20 protein-coding genes are annotated in these 21165 nt (G+C 41.1%); 11 read left to right on the top strand and 9 right to left on the bottom strand.

The genetic code is table 11. The features are described 5' to 3' along the window. Window positions 1-6 precede the first annotated feature (6 nt). Window positions 7-924 carry a family 2A encapsulin nanocompartment shell protein gene (locus METVE_RS0106525; RefSeq protein WP_020167656.1) on the top strand — a complete coding sequence of 306 codons (918 nt, stop codon included), beginning with the start codon at window positions 7-9 and terminating at the stop codon, window positions 922-924. Beyond that, entirely contained in the window at window positions 911-2809 is a 1899-nt protein-coding gene (locus tag METVE_RS0106520) for a family 2A encapsulin nanocompartment cargo protein cysteine desulfurase (protein WP_020167655.1), read from the top strand. Before METVE_RS0106525 ends, METVE_RS0106520 begins: the two co-directional genes overlap by 14 nt. Window positions 2810-3046: 237 nt before the next feature. Here METVE_RS0106520 and METVE_RS0106515 read toward each other — a convergent pair whose 3' ends face one another. From METVE_RS0106515 to METVE_RS0106495, 5 genes are all read right to left on the bottom strand, one after another. Next, window positions 3047-3727 (bottom strand): peroxiredoxin, encoded by a 681-nt coding sequence (locus tag METVE_RS0106515; protein WP_020167654.1) that lies wholly within the window; start codon window positions 3725-3727, stop codon window positions 3047-3049. A 156-nt stretch (window positions 3728-3883) separates the two neighbouring features. Continuing rightward, on the bottom strand, window positions 3884-4201 hold the full coding sequence (locus tag METVE_RS0106510; protein ID WP_020167653.1) for a DUF2325 domain-containing protein: 318 nt from the start codon (window positions 4199-4201) through the stop codon (window positions 3884-3886). 141 nt (window positions 4202-4342) lie between these two features. Further along, entirely contained in the window at window positions 4343-5350 is a 1008-nt protein-coding gene (locus METVE_RS0106505; protein ID WP_020167652.1) for a sulfate ABC transporter substrate-binding protein, read from the bottom strand. Window positions 5351-5377: 27 nt separating this feature from the next. Further along, the gene (locus METVE_RS0106500) at window positions 5378-7093 is read right to left on the bottom strand and encodes an alginate export family protein (protein WP_020167651.1); all 1716 of its coding nucleotides are present in this window, start codon (window positions 7091-7093) and stop codon (window positions 5378-5380) included. 117 nt (window positions 7094-7210) lie between these two features. Continuing rightward, a complete protein-coding gene (locus METVE_RS0106495) occupies window positions 7211-7537 on the bottom strand; it encodes a YezD family protein (protein ID WP_020167650.1) in 327 nt (108 codons plus the stop codon). A gap of 303 nt (window positions 7538-7840) precedes the next feature. On the opposite strand from METVE_RS0106495, the gene moaA reads away from it, so the two are divergent. From moaA to lplT, 9 genes are all read left to right on the top strand, one after another. After that, on the top strand, window positions 7841-8839 hold the full coding sequence (moaA, locus tag METVE_RS0106490; protein ID WP_020167649.1) for a GTP 3',8-cyclase MoaA: 999 nt from the start codon (window positions 7841-7843) through the stop codon (window positions 8837-8839). A gap of 8 nt (window positions 8840-8847) precedes the next feature. After that, window positions 8848-9441 carry a molybdenum cofactor guanylyltransferase MobA gene (gene mobA, locus METVE_RS0106485; protein ID WP_232415417.1) on the top strand — a complete coding sequence of 198 codons (594 nt, stop codon included), beginning with the start codon at window positions 8848-8850 and terminating at the stop codon, window positions 9439-9441. Window positions 9442-9449: 8 nt separating this feature from the next. Beyond that, window positions 9450-10001, top strand: a complete 552-nt coding sequence (gene mobB, locus METVE_RS0106480) for a molybdopterin-guanine dinucleotide biosynthesis protein B (RefSeq protein WP_020167647.1) — start codon at window positions 9450-9452, stop codon at window positions 9999-10001. A gap of 9 nt (window positions 10002-10010) precedes the next feature. Continuing rightward, window positions 10011-11294 carry a molybdopterin molybdotransferase MoeA gene (moeA, locus tag METVE_RS0106475; RefSeq protein ID WP_020167646.1) on the top strand — a complete coding sequence of 428 codons (1284 nt, stop codon included), beginning with the start codon at window positions 10011-10013 and terminating at the stop codon, window positions 11292-11294. Between the two features lie 161 nt (window positions 11295-11455). Then, complete coding sequence (locus tag METVE_RS0106470) at window positions 11456-12208, top strand: energy transducer TonB (protein ID WP_020167645.1); 753 nt, start codon at window positions 11456-11458, stop codon at window positions 12206-12208. Window positions 12209-12258: 50 nt separating this feature from the next. Then, window positions 12259-13701 carry a sensor histidine kinase gene (locus METVE_RS0106465; protein ID WP_020167644.1) on the top strand — a complete coding sequence of 481 codons (1443 nt, stop codon included), beginning with the start codon at window positions 12259-12261 and terminating at the stop codon, window positions 13699-13701. A gap of 188 nt (window positions 13702-13889) precedes the next feature. Further along, window positions 13890-14345, top strand: a complete 456-nt coding sequence (locus METVE_RS0106460) for a peroxiredoxin (RefSeq protein ID WP_020167643.1) — start codon at window positions 13890-13892, stop codon at window positions 14343-14345. Between the two features lie 27 nt (window positions 14346-14372). Next, window positions 14373-15851 (top strand): PhoH family protein, encoded by a 1479-nt coding sequence (locus METVE_RS0106455; RefSeq protein WP_020167642.1) that lies wholly within the window; start codon window positions 14373-14375, stop codon window positions 15849-15851. Between the two features lie 47 nt (window positions 15852-15898). Further along, window positions 15899-17065, top strand: a complete 1167-nt coding sequence (lplT, locus tag METVE_RS0106450) for a lysophospholipid transporter LplT (protein ID WP_020167641.1) — start codon at window positions 15899-15901, stop codon at window positions 17063-17065. A gap of 91 nt (window positions 17066-17156) precedes the next feature. Here lplT and METVE_RS0106445 read toward each other — a convergent pair whose 3' ends face one another. The 4 genes from METVE_RS0106445 to METVE_RS0106430 form a co-directional block, all read right to left on the bottom strand. Then, window positions 17157-18479 (bottom strand): NAD(P)/FAD-dependent oxidoreductase, encoded by a 1323-nt coding sequence (locus METVE_RS0106445; protein ID WP_020167640.1) that lies wholly within the window; start codon window positions 18477-18479, stop codon window positions 17157-17159. An 87-nt stretch (window positions 18480-18566) separates the two neighbouring features. Then, window positions 18567-19109, bottom strand: a complete 543-nt coding sequence (locus METVE_RS0106440) for a c-type cytochrome (RefSeq protein WP_026362039.1) — start codon at window positions 19107-19109, stop codon at window positions 18567-18569. Window positions 19110-19230: 121 nt separating this feature from the next. Then, window positions 19231-19746 carry a c-type cytochrome gene (locus METVE_RS0106435; RefSeq protein WP_020167638.1) on the bottom strand — a complete coding sequence of 172 codons (516 nt, stop codon included), beginning with the start codon at window positions 19744-19746 and terminating at the stop codon, window positions 19231-19233. A gap of 260 nt (window positions 19747-20006) precedes the next feature. Then, on the bottom strand, window positions 20007-20894 hold the full coding sequence (locus METVE_RS0106430) for a quinoprotein dehydrogenase-associated putative ABC transporter substrate-binding protein (protein ID WP_020167637.1): 888 nt from the start codon (window positions 20892-20894) through the stop codon (window positions 20007-20009). Window positions 20895-21165 lie beyond the last annotated feature (271 nt).

Raw genomic sequence — 21165 nt, 5'->3', positions numbered from 1 at the left:
ATTTACATGGCAGAAAATAATCACAGTCAAACCGCTTTAAGCGACGTCGCCGCACGGACGCTTGCCAATGCGACCAAAACGGTACCGATGCTGGATATCATTACACCGCGCTGGTTAGTACATTTATTACATTGGGTGCCAGTTGAAGCAGGTATTTATCGTGTAAACAAAGCCAAGAATCCTGGCGCGATTGAAGTAGATTGTTCAGCAAAAGATGAACGTGAATTGCCTAATACTTTTGTGGATTACGAAGAGTGGGGCCGTGAATATGTATTAAATGCGGTGAATACTGTGGTTGATGTGCACACACGTGTTTCTGACCTTTACAGTAGCCCGCACAATCAAATTAAAGAACAATTGCGCTTAACGATTGAAGTGGTGAAAGAGCGCCAAGAAAGCGAATTAATTAATAACGCTGAATATGGCTTGTTGAACAATGTTGCCGCTTCACAACGTGTAAAAACACGCAATGGCGCGCCGACACCAGATGACTTGGATGAGTTATTAGCAAAAGTCTGGAAAGAACCTGCGTTCTTCTTAGCGCATCCACAAGCGATTGCAGCGTTCGGTCGTGAGTGCACACGTCGTGGCGTGCCACCACCAACAGTCGCATTATTTGGCTCACAATTCATCACTTGGCGCGGCGTTCCTATTATTCCTTGTGACAAATTAAAAGTGACTAAAGGCAAAACCAACATCTTGCTATTACGTACAGGCGAAAGTCGTCAAGGCGTGGTCGGTTTGTATCAACCAAATCTACCAGGTCAACAAACTATGGGCTTGTCAGTACGCTTCATGGGCATTAACCACAAAGCCATTGCATCTTATTTAGTCTCACTTTATTGCTCTCTAGCAGTGTTAACAGATGATGCGATTGCAGTATTAGAAAACGTCGATGTAGGCAACTACTATGACTACAAATAATATTAATCAGAGCAATGGTTTTAATTTGGCCAGCGCACATGATTTATCTTCATTTGAACCAGAAGCTATTCTAGCGGCTATTCCAGGCGAGCATCCGCGTGCAGGTACAGCATTGGCATTAGGGCGCGAAGCGAGTCAAACTGGCCATTTAGATGTGGCTGAATTGTCGCGTATTGCCAGTGAGATTTATGCGGAAGGTTTCCCTGCAGGTGCTTTTGGTAATCCATCGACAGAGATTCCTTCTACGGCTTCACTTTCAGATGCACGCGAGTCAGAAGCAAGAATTCCTGTCAACAAAGTGCATCCTTATGCTGTGCCTGATTTAAAATCATTTGGGATTACGCCAGATGTTGAAGCATCGCCTTTTAATCGGAATGTAACGCAAGCGCTGGATCATGCAGGCTTAGCAGATTTAAGTGCGGCTTATTTGCAAAATGCGCCAAATTTGCAGAATCAAGTGGAAGTCAGTCAATTGTTAGGTGGTATCGATGTCCCATATCAGTCGCAACTGAATGGCTTATTAGCTAATATTAATACCAGTTCGGCAGGTAGCAAGCAACCTGAAAATAGTAGCTATTACTTTCTGCAAGGTTTGCCTTCAGCTGATTATAGCCCTGCCACGCCTAATCAAGCATTTGCGACATCGGCGCATCCAGCTTTTAATGCCGACTTGGTACGCAAAGATTTCCCTATCTTAAACGAGCAGGTCAATGGTCGTCCGCTGATTTGGTTTGATAACGCGGCGACTACGCAAAAGCCACAAGTGGTGATTGATAGATTGGCCTACTTTTACGCGCATGAAAATTCTAATATTCACCGCGCTGCGCACGAACTTGCAGCGCGCGCGACGGATGCTTATGAAGATGCACGCGAAACTGTGCGCAGGTTTATTAATGCACCTTCAGTGGATAACATTATTTTTGTGCGTGGTACGACTGAAGCGATTAACTTAGTTGCAAAAACTTGGGGCAAAAAGCATTTAAGCGCTGGCGATGAGATTGTGATTTCGCATTTGGAACATCACGCCAATATCGTGCCTTGGCAGCAACTTTGCCAAGAAACAGGCGCCAAGCTAAAAGTAATTCCAGTCGATAATAGTGGACAAGTGTTGCTGAATGAATATCAGAATATGCTGACCCCAAAAGTCAAATTGGTGTCATTCACGCAAGTGTCTAATGCATTGGGAACAGTCACACCAGCTGCACAAATGATACAGATGGCACATAATGCAGGCGCGAAAGTGCTGTTAGACGGCGCGCAATCTGTTTCGCATATGCGTACCGATGTACAAGGTTTAGACCCTGACTTTTTTGTGTTCTCAGGCCACAAAGTTTTTGGCCCAACTGGTATTGGTGTGTTGTATGGCAAGCCAGAAGTATTGAATGATATGCCAGCCTGGCAAGGTGGCGGCAATATGATTCAAGACGTTACTTTTGACAAAACCGTGTATCACGAAGCGCCAGCCAAGTTTGAAGCCGGCACTGGCAATATCGCAGATGCTGTTGGTTTAGGAGCTGCACTGGAATACGTTGAGCGTATTGGCATTGATAATATTGCACGTTATGAACACGAGTTATTAGTGTACGCAACGGCAGCATTAAGCAAAGTGCCAGGTTTACGCTTGATAGGCACAGCGCAAGACAAAGCCAGTGTGTTGTCTTTTACGTTGAACGGTTATAAGAGTGAAGAAGTCGGCGCTGCGTTGAATCAAGAAGGTATCGCGGTACGTTCAGGCCATCACTGCGCGCAGCCTATTTTGCGTCGTTTTGGTGTTGAAACCACTGTGCGTCCTTCGTTAGCGTTTTACAACACTTATGCTGAGATTGATGTGCTGACCAATGCGCTGTTGCGTTTGAGTTCGCACAAAACGCCTAACGGTTTATAAAGCGACATTTTATAAACTAGCAGTAAGTAAGTTAAAAGACTTGTAAGTTAACCGCTTACAAGTCTTTTTTTGATTTTTTATTCGAACCTGTAAAAAATCCGGCTCCTTTTTAAAGGTCGCCGGAAAGAGGAGAAGTTGTTTTCAGCTAATTAATCTTTAGAATTACTTACGGTATTAATCGTTTGAAATAAATAGCCTTGAAATATTAAAAAGAAATTTGATAAGTTTTATTTAATATCATTTTTCAGTTGGTAATGATTTTTTGCTGAAATACCAATCTGTCGTTTCATAACCTTCACTGGCACGCGATTCAGCATCTTTTTGCGTTGTTGGCGCAGGCACAATGACTTTATCGCCTTTTTGCCAGCCTTCTGGCGTGGCTACTTTATATTTATCTGAAACTTGCAACGCCTCAACGACGCGCAGAATCTCTTCAACAGAGCGACCAGTCGTCAGTGGATAATAAACAAAAGCGCGTATCAAACCTTTGTCATCGATAATAAATACCGCGCGCACTGTAGCGGTTTGTGATTCACCTGGATGAATCAGGCCGAATTTAGCTGCCACATGCCCTGCGCGGTCATCAATTACTGGAAATGGAATGCTGACGCCAAAATTTTGTTTGATATTAGCGATCCATGCCAAATGACTGAAATTACTGTCTTCAGAAATGCCCAATAATTGCGTGTTAAGTTGTGCAAAATCGTCCGCTTTTTTGGCAAAGCCAATAAATTCGGTAGTACAAACGGGCGTAAAATCTGCTGGATGCGCGAATAAAACTACCCATTTCTTACCTATGTAGTCAGAAAGCTTGATAACACCCTGCGTAGAATTTGCCTCAAAATCTGGTGCTAGCTCATTAATTCTTGGAATACGGGGTAACGATTCCGCCGTATTATTTAACGCTGTGTTACTCATAAAAATACCTTCAATCAATTTAACTTAAAATATAAAAATTAGTGCTGGAGTTGTATTTACAAAAACAGAATCTGTTACTAAAAACTGGTTAACCTAATTAATCAACTAAAATTTAGACAACTTGAATTGGATTAAGTTAATAATATTTTACCGTTGCTAATGAATCGCCTCAATACTCAGTAAGCGATTATGCAAAGCAGCAGAACCATTTGGCGTGTAAATCACTTTGATACCACGCTTCATCGCGTTCTTTTTTACCTTGTGGGTAATCGAGTGGCTGATCCAATTAGTAATCAACACAATAAATTTCGTGTCATGCGGAATCACTTTATTACTGTCACCCACTTTGCGGCCAGACCAATGATTGATTTCTGTAATACCGTGGTTATTTAAGACTTGTTTGATGCCGTCAATCTGGTCACCACCGACAATTAAAGCGGAATTTTTTAACTTTGAACTATCTACTGAACTCATGATAAGAGCCTCCTTTAGTATTGCAGAACCAGATTTTGTCTGGCCCTGCAAAGTTTTAAACTGAACAATTAGTAAAACGGTATAACTTTAAAACTCAAACTATTTAACTTAACGAACAAATTAGGTTAATAAACAAAATATTTACTTTTGGTAAATTTTGTCGAAAGTACCACCATCAGAAAAATGCTCTTTCTGTGCTTTTGCCCAACCACCAAAATCTGTATCAATCGTCACCAATTTAACTTTTGGAAATTGATGCTCATATTTCTTAGCAACAGACTCTAAAGTTGGACGGTAATAGTTTTTAGCCGCAATCTCTTGGCCTTCTTCGCTATATAGGTAATCTAAATACGCTTTAGCAACTTTTTCAGTACCGTGTTTTTTAGCAAACTTATCAACAACGGTCACTGACGGCTCAGCCAAAATAGATAATGAAGGCACAACGATTTCAAATTTACCAACGCCTAATTCTTTTTGTGCTAAAAATGCTTCATTTTCCCAAGCCAACAACACATCACCAATACCGCGCTCGACAAAAGTAGTAGTCGATCCGCGTGCACCAGTGTCTAAAACCGGTACATTTTTAAATAACTTGGCGACGAACTCTTTCGTTTTCGCTTCATCATTACCGTACTTTTTCTGCGCAAATGCCCAAGCAGCCAAGTAATTCCAACGTGCGCCGCCTGAAGTTTTTGGGTTTGGTGTAATCACAGCAACACCTGGTTTAATCAAATCATCCCAATCTTTAATACCTTTTGGGTTACCTTTGCGCACCAACAAAACAATTGTAGATGTGTAAGGTGAGCTGTTATGCGGCAAGCGTTTTTGCCAATCAGCAGGGATTAACTTACCCTTTTCAGCAAGCTGATCAACGTCATAACCCAAAGCCAGTGTCGCTACATCCGCATCTAAGCCGTCGATAATCGCACGCGCCTGTTTACCAGAACCGCCATGAGAGGCTTTAACTGTGACTTTATCACCAGTTTTTTCTAGCCAATATTTACTAAACGCCGCGTTAAAATCTTGATAAAGTTCACGCGTTGGATCGTAAGATACGTTTAGCAGATTAATATCTGCTGCCCAGCTGGCTAGCGGCACTAACAGCGCGCTAATCAGCAAGGTTTTCTTTAATAATTTCAATGTTTTCATGATGTTATTTTCTCTAATTTCTAAGGATTAAAAGCCTAATAAAGTTAACTCTGTGTAGAAGAAGTTGGATGAATCTGAACGAGTAGCATCGTTGTTGTTAGCTGGCAGTTTAACGGCGTCTTTTACAAAGTCGCCTGCCCAAAAGTGTGCGTACCCAATGTTCAGTGATGCATATTGGTTGATTGGGAAGCGCACACGTACATCGATCTCTTTACCCAAATCGTTGCCACTTTTACCTGTTCTATCACGTAAGTTAGAACCTGCCTGCCAGCGATCTGACGCGTCGTCTAAACGGTACCAACTAAAGCTTGTGTCTACTTTAACGTTTTCCAAGAAAGCTACTTTCGGCTCAAATTCTAAGTGTAGTTTCGGTGTTCTGATGTTTTCCATCTGAATATAATCGTTGTTTGACCAAGGACGTGCAAAGCCGAATAAACGCTCAAAACGCTGGTTATCAGTACGGTCTGTTCCAGTTGCAGGTGTGCTATCACCGGTAGCGACACCATAGTAAGCGCTGACTCTGGTTTTCCAAGAATTCTTAAATGTGTAACCGAGCTCTGCACCATAAGAATAGGCATCGTGGTCAACATTAATTTTACCCAGTGCATTACTTAAGAAACGGTCTTGATCACCCCATTGTTTGGCATAGCTTGTGTCATAGTCCCAACCGGAATTAAATGCACCATAAGCACGTAAACCTGCGGTATGGATTTCACGATCGATTTGCACTGCGCTAAGCGCTGCACCTGTTAGCTCTCTACCATTGGAATCATATTTGACCTTGCCTCCGTCTTGCTTCAGCAAGAAATAATATGGTTGCAAAGTGACATACTGAGACCAACCGCGCCAGTCACCAATCACGCCATAGAAATCTTGTGAGTGATCAACTTCATCTAATCGTGTGGTGAAGCGTTGCACTGGTTTTACGGCAAAAGCTTCTAACTGCCAGTCATTCTTTTTCTCACCAATGTTTGCGCGTACGCCTTGAAACGAGTTAGTCGTGTTACGCCATTCATTACGTGCAATCAAACGACGATCTAAAGATTCCCATGCTAAGCGACCAGCTCTTACCCAGAATGGACGGTTATTACCTAAATCATCTTTACCAAAAGGCGTCTCTTTAAAATACAACTCTGCATAACCTTGTACCACATCAGTCTGGTCAACATCGCGTGTATCAAACTCACGCGTGTAATCACTGTGATTGCGGCGTGAATCCTGCACCTCAATCGCTAAACGCAATGGATCCAGAATTTCTTTAATGCCAACGTAAGCACGTGTGCGTATTAAAAATGGCTGATCAACATTTTCAGTGTTACGACGGAAGTCATTATCACGTATTTCATAACGTGCACGATATTCAAGACCTAAGTCCAACCAATCCACATCGGCAAAAGCATCGTAATCTTTTAACCATGTTTTGTTCGCTTGTTTAACGTAACGTGGCGGTTCGGTTTCTTTTTGCGTACCATAACTTTTACGCTCCACGTAATAACCATTTTTAGCAACGTCAGCAGCTTTTGCTGCCGCTTTTGCTTCTGCATCAATTTCTTTTAAACGTGCCGCAACTTTTTCTTGTTGAATCCTATCTTCTTCTGATAATTCTTGTGTAGGTGCACTCAAGGTCGCTTCTGCTTCAGCTGCGTACGTAAAACCGCTAGACAGAAACAGACTTCCCATTATTAATGGATAAGCTAGTTTTTTCTTATTGAATAATTGTTGGTGTAGTTTCGCTTTTTTCACGTTTTTTCCCTTGAACCTAATAGTTAATTTTGATTTTTAAATGTAATTGCGTGCTGGTTGTCCAAAACAATTACATCTATTTAAATTGATGGTCGCCTTCTTTTTATTGCTGCAAAGTTAATTGTGTAAGGCGGTAGACAATTCGCTTTTTTGTTTATTGATACTGAGAGTTTCTAAACTTTGTTTATGTGAACTTTGCTTTTCTAGATTTTGTCTATCTAAGTGATGCTTATCTAAACCTTGTTTTTCTGACTTATCGTGCGTTATACGAATTTTTTCCCGCTTCTCAATTTGAGTCACGCGGCCTTCATGTACTGTAATCTCAATAGAGCCAAAACCCGTTTCGCGTTGTACCGATATCACCGCACGCAGAATAGCTTGAAGCGTTTCATCATCGTTATCTAACTGCTTGTTATCTAGCGATTTGTGTTTAATTTGGCTCATGCATTGACTCGATACGTTTCTGAGGAATGTGTGCACTTTATCAAAGCGCTTAAATAATTAAAAAGAATTTGTAATTATATTTAAATCACTTTTAATTATATAAAAGTCATCATTAACAAAACTGCTACAAGATGCAAAAAATGCATGCTAAAAATCGGTTAAGTGTTTGCAATCAAATGGTTTTTTAAGCGGATTTTTATCCTGCGCTCAATTAGCTACTATTAATTTTGTAATCAATCGAATGAACGAAGAGTTTGTATAGATTTGATTGTTAACTCACGTTATAAGACTTAGAATTAGAAGATGCCTGTGAATCAAAAATTAATAGACCAATTTGGTCGGACAGTCGATTACATTCGACTCTCGATTACGGATCGTTGTGACTTCCGTTGCGTGTATTGCATGTCTGAAGACATGACTTTTTTGCCGCGTGATGAAGTATTAAGTCTTGAAGAATGCGCGCGATTGGTGAAAGTATTTGTCAATTTAGGCGTGAGCAAAGTACGCATTACTGGCGGTGAGCCGCTGGTGCGTAAAAACGCTTTATGGCTATTTGAAGAAATCGGCCAATTACCAGACTTAAAAGAGTTAGTACTTACTACGAACGGCAGCCAATTAGAAAAACAAGCAACAGCGCTTAAAAATGCAGGCGTCAAACGCATCAATGTTTCAGTAGATAGCTTGCAACCCGAACGATTTAAAAGAATCACCCGCACTGGCGATTTAGCCAAAGTGTTAAATGGATTGCAAGCCAGCATTGATGCAGGCTTTGAAGGTATTAAGTTAAACACCGTTTTAATGCGCGGAAGTAATGAAGATGAAGCGGTCGACTTAGTACAGTTTGCTATTAATAAAAAAATCGACATCAGCTTTATTGAAGAAATGCCGCTGGGTGAAGTAGATCACACACGCGATTCCACCTTTGTGAGCAACACCGATACGCTTAAATTATTGCAAAGTAAGTATTTACTGACACCCAGCTTAGAAAGCACAGGCGGCCCAGCGCGTTATTGGCGTGTGGCTAATTCCGCTACCAAAATCGGCTTTATTTCGCCGCATTCACACAACTTCTGTGAATCGTGCAATCGCGTGCGTATCACCTGCAAAGGCGAGCTGTATTTATGTTTAGGGCAAGAAGACAAAGTCGACTTAATGCCACTTTTGCGTGAATATCCCAACGATGATGCGCCATTGATTGCCGCTATTCTAGGCAGCATGGCGATTAAACCTAAAGGTCATGACTTTGATCTAAAACGCGCACAACCAGCCGTGATAAGGTTTATGTCGCATACGGGCGGTTGATTTTTCAATTGGCAATATCCAGCATTATTCTTTCTGGCGGTCGCGCTACGCGTATGGGCGGCGTTGATAAAGGTTTGGTCACATTGCAAAATCAGCCATTGATCCAACATGTGATTAAGCGCTTAACACTTCAAGTAGATGAAGTTTTGATTAATGCCAATCGTGAGACACTTCAATATCAGGCTTTTGGTTTCCCCATTTTACAAGATGTGCATGCCGATTTTATCGGACCTTTAGCAGGTTTTAGTTTGGGTTTGCAGCACGCCAAACACGATTACCTATTAACTGTGCCATGCGACTCACCTTTATTGCCGCTAGATTTAGCGCAACGTTTATTGACACATCTAACCGAAAAAAATGCGGATATTGCCGTTGCAAGCAGCGATGGCAACGCGCATCCTGTTTTTTGTTTGTGCAAAAAAAACGTGTTTCCATCATTGAATCAGTATCTGGCATTAGGTGAGCGTCGCGTGAGTGCTTGGCAAAAAAGCCTTGCTTATATTGAAGTTGATTTTAGCGATAATGCAGACGCGTTTATTAACTTGAATACGCTTGAAGATTTGGCTGCGCTTGAAGTTAAGTTAACCACATATTCAAGTTAAAATCAGGCATGCAAAAAATAATTCCGATTTTGGGCATCGTTGCCAGTGGCAGTAATGCAGGCAAAACCACATTAATCACGCAACTTATTCCCGAATTGGCAGCGCGCAATATTCGCGTTTCAGTGATTAAACATGCGCATCATGCATTTGATATTGACCATGTTGGCAAAGATAGTTACAAAATTCGTGAATCAGGCGCAATACAAACGCTGATTGCCAGCGGCAAGCGCTGGGCATTGATGACTGAAATGCATCGCTTATCTGAAGTAGAGAATGAGGCAAATTTGGTCGACTTAATTGCGCAAATTAACCCCAATTATGCCGATTTGATTCTGGTCGAAGGCTTTAAAAACGCAGTGATTCATCAAAGGTCGTTTCCCAAAATTGAGGTTTACAGATCTAGTCTTGATTCACCTCTGCTAGCGTCAACCGACAGTAGTATTATTGCGGTTGCCTGCGATGAAGATTTAGCGCTTAAGATTCCCACACTCAATTTAAATAATATTAAACAAATCGCCGATTTTATTGTCCATAAATTGATGGCAGTTAACCCGAATTAATCTCTAAAAATGACCAAAACGACGCTTACGCAAATTATTTCCGACCCTTCTTGCATGGATGATTACGATCCAAATGCCATGTCTGTGATACAGGCTAGGGCTTTTATTCAACAATTTTTAACGCCAGTTATCGAAACTGAGCAGTTAGCTGTGATGCATAGTTTAGGGCGTGTATTGGCAGCCGATATCGTATCACCCAGCAATGTGCCAAATCACGATAATTCTGCGATGGATGGTTATGCATTTAAATTTATTGATGCAAATGAAAGGTTAACTATCATCGGCACTGCATTTGCGGGTAGACCGTTTGAGCAGGAAGTTAACGCTGGAGAATGCGTAAAAATCATGACCGGCGCAGTTATACCGAAAGGCGCAGATACAGTTGTGATGCAAGAACGTATTAGTTTGGCCGATGGAAAAATTACGCTTACTGATGCAACTTCAATCACACATGGCGCCAACGTACGTTTAGCGGGTGAAGACTTACAGCTAGACCAAACTGTTTTGGCAAAAGGTCACTTATTGCGCCCTGCTGATTTAGGTTTGATTGCGTCTTTAGGCATTGGCAAAGTACATGTATTTCGTCAATTAAAAGTAGCTTTTTTTAGCACTGGCGATGAGTTAATTAGCGTTGGAAAACCATTAGCATCAGGCCAAATTTACGATAGCAACCGTTACACACTTTTTGGCATGTTAAGTAGACTAGGCGTTGTTATTAGCGATTTAGGTGTAGTGCCAGATGATCCAGCATTATTAGAATTCACATTATTAAAAGCTGCCAGTGAAAACGATGTAGTGATTACCAGCGGCGGCGTTTCAGTGGGCGAAGCGGATTATATGAAAGATTTATTGACCAAACATGGCCAAGTGCTATTTTGGAAAATCAATATGAAACCTGGCAGACCGTTAGCTTATGGGAAAATAGGTAATAACGGCCGCGAGGCGCATTATTTCGGGCTGCCTGGCAATCCCGTTGCTACCATGGTCACGTTTTACCAATTTGTGCGCGAAGCGTTAATCACATTAATGGGCGGCGCGCCTAAACCGTTGCCATTATTTAATGTGGAATGTACAGAGCCGATTAAAAAAGCCACAGGCCGCACCGAATTTCAGCGCGGCATTTTATATATGATAGAAGATGGAAGCTGGAAAGTGAAGCCGTTGGCGAATCAAAGTTCAGGCGTTTTAAGCAGCATGAGTGCCGCCAATTGCTTTATTGTATTGGACGACACTGTGGGCAACTGTACCAGTGGTGAAATGGTGCAAGTGCAATTATTAGAAGGCTTGGTTTAACGCGTTTATTTAACAAACCATTTAATAAGCAATTTAATAAATATATTTAACATAACATTGAATTAATGGTTTAATTCAGCCAAAATCAGCTAATACCAATTCAATTAAACCTATAGTATAATCAAGAGCTTAGCTTAATATGTTTCCTTATTGATCGCATTTTGGACGTCTCTATTAAAAAATCTAACTTTAACGAAAGCACGCTTATTTGGGCGATTATTTGCTCTATTTTATTGCATGCATTATTGGCGATCACCTTACCCAATCTAAAGTTTGACACACTTAAAAAACCCGTTCCGTTAGAAATTGAACTACAAAAACCCGCCGCGCCAGAGCCAGTTGCAGAAGTTCAGCCGATTCAACCACCAGAACAACCTAAACCCGAAGTTAAAAAACCTGAGCCGATTAAAAAAATAATCGAGCCTAAGCCAATCACTAAAACCGTAGAAGCGCCAAGCCCGGTGACAGAAGTAGAACAAGCAGCGCCACCAGTTGAAATGCAGCCAGCACCTACTGTTATTGCAGTTCAACCTAAAACAGATACTGCGCCAGTGGCTGTTGTTGTTGCGCCGCCCGCACCAGAAGTGGCTAAAGCACCAGAACGCAGCCCCGCTGAAGTGGATAATGCGCTAGGTGAATATGGCAATTTATTAGGTCGCGCGATTGCGAAACACAAACAATACCCAAGAATTGCGCAAACACGCGGCTGGGAAGGCGAAGTATTATTGGATTTAAAATTGGATGGTAACGGAAAAGTGTTATCTGTGAGCATTAAGCAAGGCAGTGGTTACGATGCCTTAGACAAACAAGCATTGGAAATGGTACGCAAAGCTTCCCCCTTCCCCGCGCCGCCCGAAACGCTTAGAAACCGCACCTTTAATATCACAGTGCCTGTTTCGTTTAAACTCGAATAATCGACTCAATCGATTTTTGATTTCGCATCCTAATTTAAAAAATATTTGCCATGCGCACCACTAAAACGCTACGTGATTTACTGTTAGTGCATGAACTGATCTTTATCGCGCTTATTCTTCTCGCCTTTGCCAGCGGCCTTTATGGCATTCACATTTGGGATAAAGCATCTAATGAATCGCAACGCATCAATTTATTAGTGCGTGAAATCCAGCAGACGCGCGGTGACTTATATCGGCAAATGAAAGAGTTATTTGACTCGTTTTTTTTGCAAGATAATGAAGCGTTAACCGAGTACAACACCTATACACAATCCATATTAAAACACTTTGCTGAACTACAATCTTTAGCGGTAGGCGTACAAGAAAAACAGGCGATTAATGAGTTGGAAAACAACTACCGTATCTTTGTGAATGAGGCCCCCAACTTGTTTTATCGCTATCAGGCCAAGCCAGACAAAGATTCACAAAAATCGCTGTATAAAGACATCGAAACAGGTATTTTCAGCCATTACGAAAGTGTATCGAAACGGGCAGAAGATTTACTGACCTTAAAACAAATTGAGTTAAAAACGCGTTTAGTGGAAGCAAAAGAGTCTGCGATTGCGGTATTGATCATTCCGATATTGTTGGCTGGATTATTATTATTTTTGTCACGCATTTTCTTAAAACGCGCCATCGTTAGTCCGATTAATGCCGTGATGAAAGCAACCGCTGAGATTAGCGCCGGTAATCTACAGCACAAAGTGCCAGAAACTGGCGCAGCTGAGTTGGTGACTTTATCAAGAGAAATCAACAAGATGGCAGATGAGTTACAAACCAGCCGCGATGCGCTGGTGCGAACGGAGAAACAAGCTGCTATGGGATTGTTAGTGCCAATGTTGGCACACAATATCCGCAACCCTCTCGCCAGTATCCGCGCTACCGCGCAAGTGGTCGATGTGCCGAGTCATGATATTGAGACACGCGAATCGCTGAATGGCATCATCAATACCGTAGACAGGCTTGAGCGTTGGACTGGATCATTGTTGGCTTATCTATTACCGATTAAACCACAGTTAAAACTAGTGAAGTTTGCGCCTATTTTAGACGGCGCACTGTTGCCATTAATGCAAAAAATACGTGATAAAAATATTCAAATCATCAAAAAAATAAGTACTGATATCATGGATATTCGAACAGATGAACATTTATTAGAGCAAGTTTTTTATAATCTAATATTAAACGCTATTGATGCATCACCTAAAAATAGCCAAATTACCATTACCGCGCAGATTATAGAGGGTATTTTCAGTAGCAATATTCTTGATGAAGGCGCTGGCATGCCTTTTATACCAGACCCTCACGCCGCTAGCGCTGGCCCTAGCACCAAGCGTTTTGGCACTGGCTTGGGCATCCCTTTTGCGTTTAAAGTCTGCGAAGTATTAAGCGGCACCATTCTGTTTGAAACCGTTAAGCCAAAAGGCACATCCATCACCCTTACTTTGCCGCAATAAACAGTCAGAAGCATTTTTGGCATTTTTCGCACGTTAAGTATTCATGCTTGTCTCAAATACCTGTCTTAAATATTAGTGCAATTTAAGCTTGCCTTAATGCCGTTTTTTTACAACAATAGGAACGTAGTTAAATAACTCTTATCCGCACGATAATTAACACGTTAAACCAATATACTAAACCACCAAATATGTTAAACCAGCCCGTTACTGATTTTGAATTACCTGCCACTAGTGGAAAAACTTTTAAACTATCTGACTATCTAGGTAAAACGCTGGTTATTTATTTTTACCCAAAAGATTCCACACCAGGCTGTACTACGCAGGGCATGCAATTTCGTGATCACTATGCGGATTTTCAGGCAGCGAATACTGAAATTGTTGGTGTTTCGCGTGACAGCTTAAAATCACATGAAAACTTTAAAGCTAAATTCAGCTTTCCGTTTGAATTATTGGCAGATACAGAAGAATTGGCCTGTAGCCTTTTTAGCGTGATGAAAATGAAAAACATGTACGGCAAGCAAGTGCGCGGCGTAGAACGCAGCACATTTGCGATTGATAAAAATGGTGTTTTGGTAAAAGAATGGCGTGGCGTAAAAGTAGACGGGCACGTGCAACAAGTGCTGGATTTTATTCAAACTTTATAATTAATTTAAAAGACTATTTTAAAAACTATGGCGAAAAAATTAGCAGAAAACGCATCATCCACTTCAAGCACTGGTTTGAAATCAACAGCTTCTAAATCGGCTGGTTCCAAATCAGTCAGCTCTAAAACCAGTACTAAGCTTTTTGTACTGGATACCAATGTATTGATGCACGATCCTTCAAGCCTATTTAGGTTTGAAGAACATGATATTTACTTGCCAATGGTTACGCTTGAAGAACTGGATAACAACAAAAAAGGCGTGACCGAAGTTGCACGAAATGCACGCCAAGCCAGCCGTTACTTAGAAGAGATTGTCGGCACTGATTTGACGAATTTGGAATTAGGCTGTCCTCTAGCCATTAATGGCAATAAACATCTAGCCGGCCGCTTATTTTTACAAACGTCACAAGTAGATATTGAGCTGCCCGGTTTGGCTGGTAGCAAAGCTGATAATCAGATTATCAGCGTCGTATTAGGACAACAAAAACAGCAACCTAATCGCCAAGTTATTTTAGTCAGCAAAGACATCAATATCCGCATTAAAGCTCGTGCAATGGGCGTGATGGCACAAGATTATTTTAATGACAAGGTGCTTGAAGATACCGATTTACTTTATAGCGGCATGCGTGAATTGCCGCAAAATTTTTGGGATACGCACAGTAAAGCGATGGAATCTTGGCAAGAAGCTGGTCGTATGTTTTATCGCATCACCGGCCCGTTGGTCAAAACGTTTTTAATCAACGAATTCGTTTTTTATGAGTTCGATAAACCTTTTCACGCCATTGTGCGTAAGCTAGAGAATAATCATGCTGTATTGCAAGTTGTGCATGATCACATGAATCCTAAACATAATGTTTGGGGCATTGTTGCGCGTAATCGCGAACAAAATTTTGCACTTAACTTGTTAATGAACCCTGATATTGATTTTGTGACGCTGTTAGGCCAAGCGGGTACAGGTAAAACCTTATTGACCTTAGCTGCAGCATTAACACAAACATTGGACAAAAAAATCTATTCTGAAATCATCATGACGCGTGTAACAGTTCCAGTTGGCGAAGACATTGGCTTTTTACCTGGCACTGAAGAGGAAAAAATGGCGCCATGGATGGGCGCGCTGGAAGATAATCTAGACGTTCTGAATAAAACCGATGAAGATGCTGGCGAATGGGGTCGTGCTGCGACGCAAGATTTGATTCGCACACGTATCAAAGTAAAATCACTTAACTTTATGCGTGGCCGTACTTTTTTGCATAAATTCTTAATCATTGATGAGGCACAAAACTTAACACCGAAACAAATGAAAACGCTAATTACACGCGCTGGCCCTGGTACTAAAGTAGTCTGTTTAGGCAATATTGCCCAAATTGATACACCTTATCTAACTGAAGGTAGCTCTGGTTTAACGTATGTGGTTGATCGCTTTAAAGGCTGGGAGCATAACGGTCACATTACACTCGTGCGTGGTGAACGTTCTCGCTTGGCAGATTTTGCGGCAGAAGCTTTGTAATAGCGCTCGATTTAAATCACTCATCAAAATTAAATGCTTACGCGTTAATGTCTAAAGGTTTTTACACCCTTCTAGTTGCTCAGTTTCTGTCAGCGCTAGCCGATAATGCATTGTTATTTACAGCGATTGCTTTGCTGCAACAAATGCATGCACCTGAATGGCACGAGCCTCTGCTTTTACAATTTTTTGTGATTTCTTATATCGTACTCGCGCCATTTGTCGGCTCATTTGCCGATGCGCTGCCAAAAGGCCGTGTGATGTTCATTGCCAATGGCATCAAATTTTTTGGCAGTATGGCGATGATATTTGGCATGCCGCCACTCTATGCTTATGGCATTGTAGGCGTTGGTGCTGCTGCGTATTCCCCCGCTAAATATGGCATTTTAACTGAGCTATTACCGCCTGAAAAATTGGTCAATGCCAATGGCTGGATGGAAGGTTCTACCGTTATTGCGATTATTTTAGGTGCAATTGTTGGCGGAAAAATGGCCAGCATAAGCCCACAAGGCGCAATGATTGCAATCGCGTTTATGTATCTAGCCGCTGCCGCATTTAATATGTTTATTCCTAAGTTGCCGATTGATCATGCCATTGAAAAGAAAGATCCTTTATATATATTAAGTGATTTTTATCGTTCATTTATTGCACTTTGGCGTGATCCACAAGGGCAAGTGTCCCTTTCAGTGACTACACTTTTTTGGGGCGCTGGCGCCACCTTAAGATTAGTGGTGATTGCCTGGGCTGGTATAGTGCTGGGCTTTGGCTTAGACCATGCGACACAATTAACTGCTACAGTTGCAGCCGGTGTAGCGTTAGGCTCAATTATTGCTGCCCGTTACATTACACTTGAGAACTCGGTAAAAGTACTGCCAGCTGGGATTGTGATGGGGATTCTAGTTATCATAATGGCGTTTATAACAGAATGGCATTTGGCCGCTTTCTTGTTGTTTATTATTGGCGTACTAAGTGGTTTCTTTGTCGTACCGCTCAACGCATTACTACAACACCGAGGTCATTTACTTATTGGTGCAGGCCATTCGATTGCCGTACAAAACTTTAATGAGAATTTGGGTATTTTATTGTTAAGCGGTGCTTATACGTTGATGGTGAAAGCGAATTTACATATCAACCATATCGTGGTCATCTTTGGCTTGTTTGTGATTGTTTCAATGAGTTTGATTAATCGACTTTATCGCCGACAGATACAAGCTTAATTATAGATTTCAATAAACGCATATAAAAAAGCCTCGACATATCGAGGCTTTTTACTTTAATGTGAACCTAATTTATATTTAATGTATTGAGTTAATGTAGCTTTACTTGCGCTTCTGTTCTACGTGTAATCAATCTAGCGACCGTCTGCAAGATCACTTCAAATACGCCATGCAAGGTCATTAAATGCATTTTATATAATGATTGATACATTAATCTAGCAAATAAACCCTCAATGTACATGCTGCCGCCAGAAAGCGTACCCATTAAGCTACCCACCGTAGAATAGCGACCTAAGTTAACTAACGATCCATAATCAGTATAGTGATAATCAGGTAAATTCGTTTTATTCGCTACGCGTTTTTTCATCGTTTTAAACAAAAGCGATGCTTGCTGGTGTGCTGCTTGTGCTCTCGGTGGCACGTTACCATCGTGACCAAGCCAAGGGCAAGCAGCACAGTCACCGAAGGCAAAAATACTATCATCAATGGTCGTTTGCAACGTTTGCTTAACTAATAATTGATTAATTCGATTTGTTTCCAAACCGCCTAGATCTTTTAAAAAGTCTGGCGCTTTAATACCAGCGGCCCAAACAACCAAGGCTGAAGGAATAAAACGACCGCTATGTGTATAAACGCCTTTATCTGAAACTTCTGTTACACGCTCACCAGTATAAACATGCACACGTAATTTTCGCAATTCTAAATCGACAGATTGAGAAAGTTTAGGCGGTAATGCTGGCAATACACGCTCACTGGCTTCAATAATTGAAATCTTAATATCGCGATCGGCATCAATCTTATCTAGGCCGTACGCCGCTAATTCACGCGTCGTATTATGTAACTCTGCTGCCAACTCAACACCTGTCGCGCCTGCACCAACAATAACCACCTCTAGCTGACCAGCCTGCACTGGTGTAACTTGCGTTTGTGCGCGCACTAAAGCGTTATGCAAGCGGCGATGAAATTTTTCTGCTTGGTCTTGCGTATCCAATGCAATTGAATACTCGCGGGCACCTTTAATACCAAAATCATTCGTGGTACTGCCGATTGCAATCACCAAACTATCATATTGAAAAGTACGCCGCGAGATAACCTCAATGCCATCTTCATCAAAATAAGGTGCAATCGTCACCTCTTTTTTAACTCTATCTAAGCCATCCATTCGACCAAGCCTAAAATTAAAATGATGCCAATGTGCTTGCGCCAAATATTCCAATTCATGTTTGTCCGGGTTCATACTGCCAGCGGCAATCTCGTGCAGTAATGGCTTCCAAACATGCGTTCTAGTGCTATCGATAAGGGTAATAATGGCCTGTTTCTTCTTGCCCAGCGAGTCACCTAAACGCGTCGCAAGCTCTAACCCGCCTGCGCCACCGCCTACGATAACGATATGATGTAAATTTTGTGTGTTCATTCTAAATTTTACTTAATAATTAAATACATGTTTTTAAAATAAAAACGCGCCTGCTGAAACCAGCAAGCGCGTTAAATCGATACAAAATCACTCGTTTCCAGTAACGCTACTCATGCTACGTACCCAAGCAATAATCTTTAGCAATTCATCTGGTGAAATACCATTTTTAGGATCGGTAGGATCCATTAAACCAATACCTTTTGCGCCCATACCGCCATTTGTACCATGCCAAACAGTTTCAAACATACCTTTATTAGTTGCATCCTTAGGATATTTGTAATCAGGGCCTGTTAAACCAGGACCTACTTGACCTTTTGCTTCTGGACCATGACATTGTGTACATGAATAAAGCTGGAATACTTTTTTACCTTTAGCAATTGCGTCTGCATTGCCAATATAGGTATTTTTACCCGTCGCTAAAAACTCCTTTGCGGCTGGTGTATCGAATAAAGCCGCATCAATCACTAAAGGCTTGCTGTCTTGCGTAGTGACAAACTCTATCGCTTTACCTGCACTTACTGCAGGTGCTGCAGCTGTGCCACTTGCAGCAGCTTTATCATCTGATTTGTTACAAGCTGTTAGGCTAGCTGCTAGTAAAACAACTGCTAAACTCAATTTAATGCGATTCATTTTTATCTCCATGAATATATTACTTTTAGTTTTTTGTATTTTAATCTGTAAAAAAGGCTACTGCAATTATACAGTAGCCTTTTGATTTTTTGACTTTTTAGTTAAATAACAAGCTTTTGGCTTATTTTAACCAAGGTGTCTCGCCGCCGCCTTTATATTGCGTACGCAACCAGCCGATTACTTTCAAGATATCATCGGTTGATAAATTTTCTGGGTTACCTAATTGTTGATGCCATGCAAACATACCGCCATTTGAACCATGAGCAATAGTTTCGAACATGCCTTTATCTGTTACATGTTTTGAATACTGCCAAGTACTGTCAGTAATAGCTGGGCCTACTTGACCGCCACCATTAGGACCATGACATTGTGTACATGAATAGTAACCAAATTTCTTTTTACCTGCTTTTGCTGCTTCTGGATCTTTTGCATACGCTTTTGTGTATGGATTGATACATGTCTCTAGAAACTCTTTCGCTTGTGGCGTATCTGCTTCAGTTGCTTTAATTACGAATGGGCTGCCATCTTGTGTTGCAACAAAATTACAAGCAGCGCTTGCCTGAGATGATAGTGTAAGTCCTGCTAATGCCAACATACCAACAAATAAAGTTGATTTTAATGCTTTATTGCCTAACATGTTTTCTCCTAATTTATAGAATATGAGCAACGTCCTATTTGCATTCTTTTACTTAATTGCAACAATTAATTAACACCTTGATGTTCAATTAATCCTGTTAAATCGCAGTTAATTTCAGTGCAGTTTAGAACATATGACCAATTAACGAATACTATTTCTACTTGGTTGACATAATTTACTTGCGTCATTCTGCCATCAAACGAACGCGTGATTCTACTTGCTTTTGCAAATTATGTCACCCTTGTGACAAGCGTTTTTAGTTATTTCTTAAAGACGGTATCACCTGCTAAAACTGGGACAGTAGGAATGCCGTAATCCGCTAAAATTTGTGCGATTTTGTCTTTATTTCGGGCTAAAGCAGCATTAATCACTTCCATACGCTCTTTGTCTTTTTTGCGCACTCCCACAGAAATATTCCAATATTCCTTACCCTGTAAATTAACTTTATTGTATTCAGGAACAAAAGCCATTTCTAATGGCACTTTAGACTGTTTCATATAGTAACCAGCTATTGGTCCCCACATAATCGCCACATCAATATCGCCTTTGGCTAAGTCGTCAATCAGGAAGCTAGTAGGTAAATTCAAATCACGCTGTAAGCGATATGGTCTTGCATTTGCCATTAAATCATTATCATTAAGTGGCACTGTTGCTGGACTTTTATCCACTATGCCGATAATGCCTTTACGCAAGTCTGGTGACTTCCAATCAGTGATTTTAAAGTTACTCTCTTTACGCCAAACAAATACATGACCTGATCTGTAATAAGGTTCTGACGTTCTTAATGCGTCGAAGTCGGATGTTGTGCCAATAATTACATCGCAGCGGCCAGCATTAATCGTATTTCTTAAAAAACCTTGGCGATTATAGGCATAGGCATAGCTTAATTTTTTACCAATATCTTTAGCCAATACTTCTGCAATTTTGTCTTCAAAACCCTCACCTCTAATATTTGAATAAGGCATGTTGTCAGGGTCTGCACAGACTTTAAATTCGGTCCCGTCATCTACTCGACGCACCTCACCAACACGGCCTTCATCAGCACTTAATGACGGAACATCCTTTATATCAACCGGTTCTCCTGCAGCTGATGCATAGCCAGACACTAATGCAAGGCACACAGCCAACCCTTTTAATTGTTTTAACATTTTTTATTTCCTTATTTAAAAACGGGACAAATTCTCACTTGGTTCGCTCAACTTACTATGGTAAGAGTAACTCAAACTGGCAAAAGTTCTTTAATGAAAACCATGAAACTTTCCTATTGTAACTAAATTGTAATTGTTTCGTTTAGCTATCTGGATATTTCTGTCTGTACATAGCTATTACAATTTGATTAAGCTGCGCACAAATAAAAACACCTCGCCGAAGCGAGGTGTTTCTTTTGACATTAACTAACAGTTAACTGGTATTTTCTTA

Origin of the sequence: Methylotenera versatilis 79 (assembly GCF_000384375.1) — a bacterium.
GTDB lineage: Bacteria > Pseudomonadota > Gammaproteobacteria > Burkholderiales > Methylophilaceae > Methylotenera_A > Methylotenera_A versatilis_B.
The sequence above is the reverse complement of the archived record's forward strand: the minus strand, read 5'-3'. Positions and strand labels throughout refer to the sequence as shown.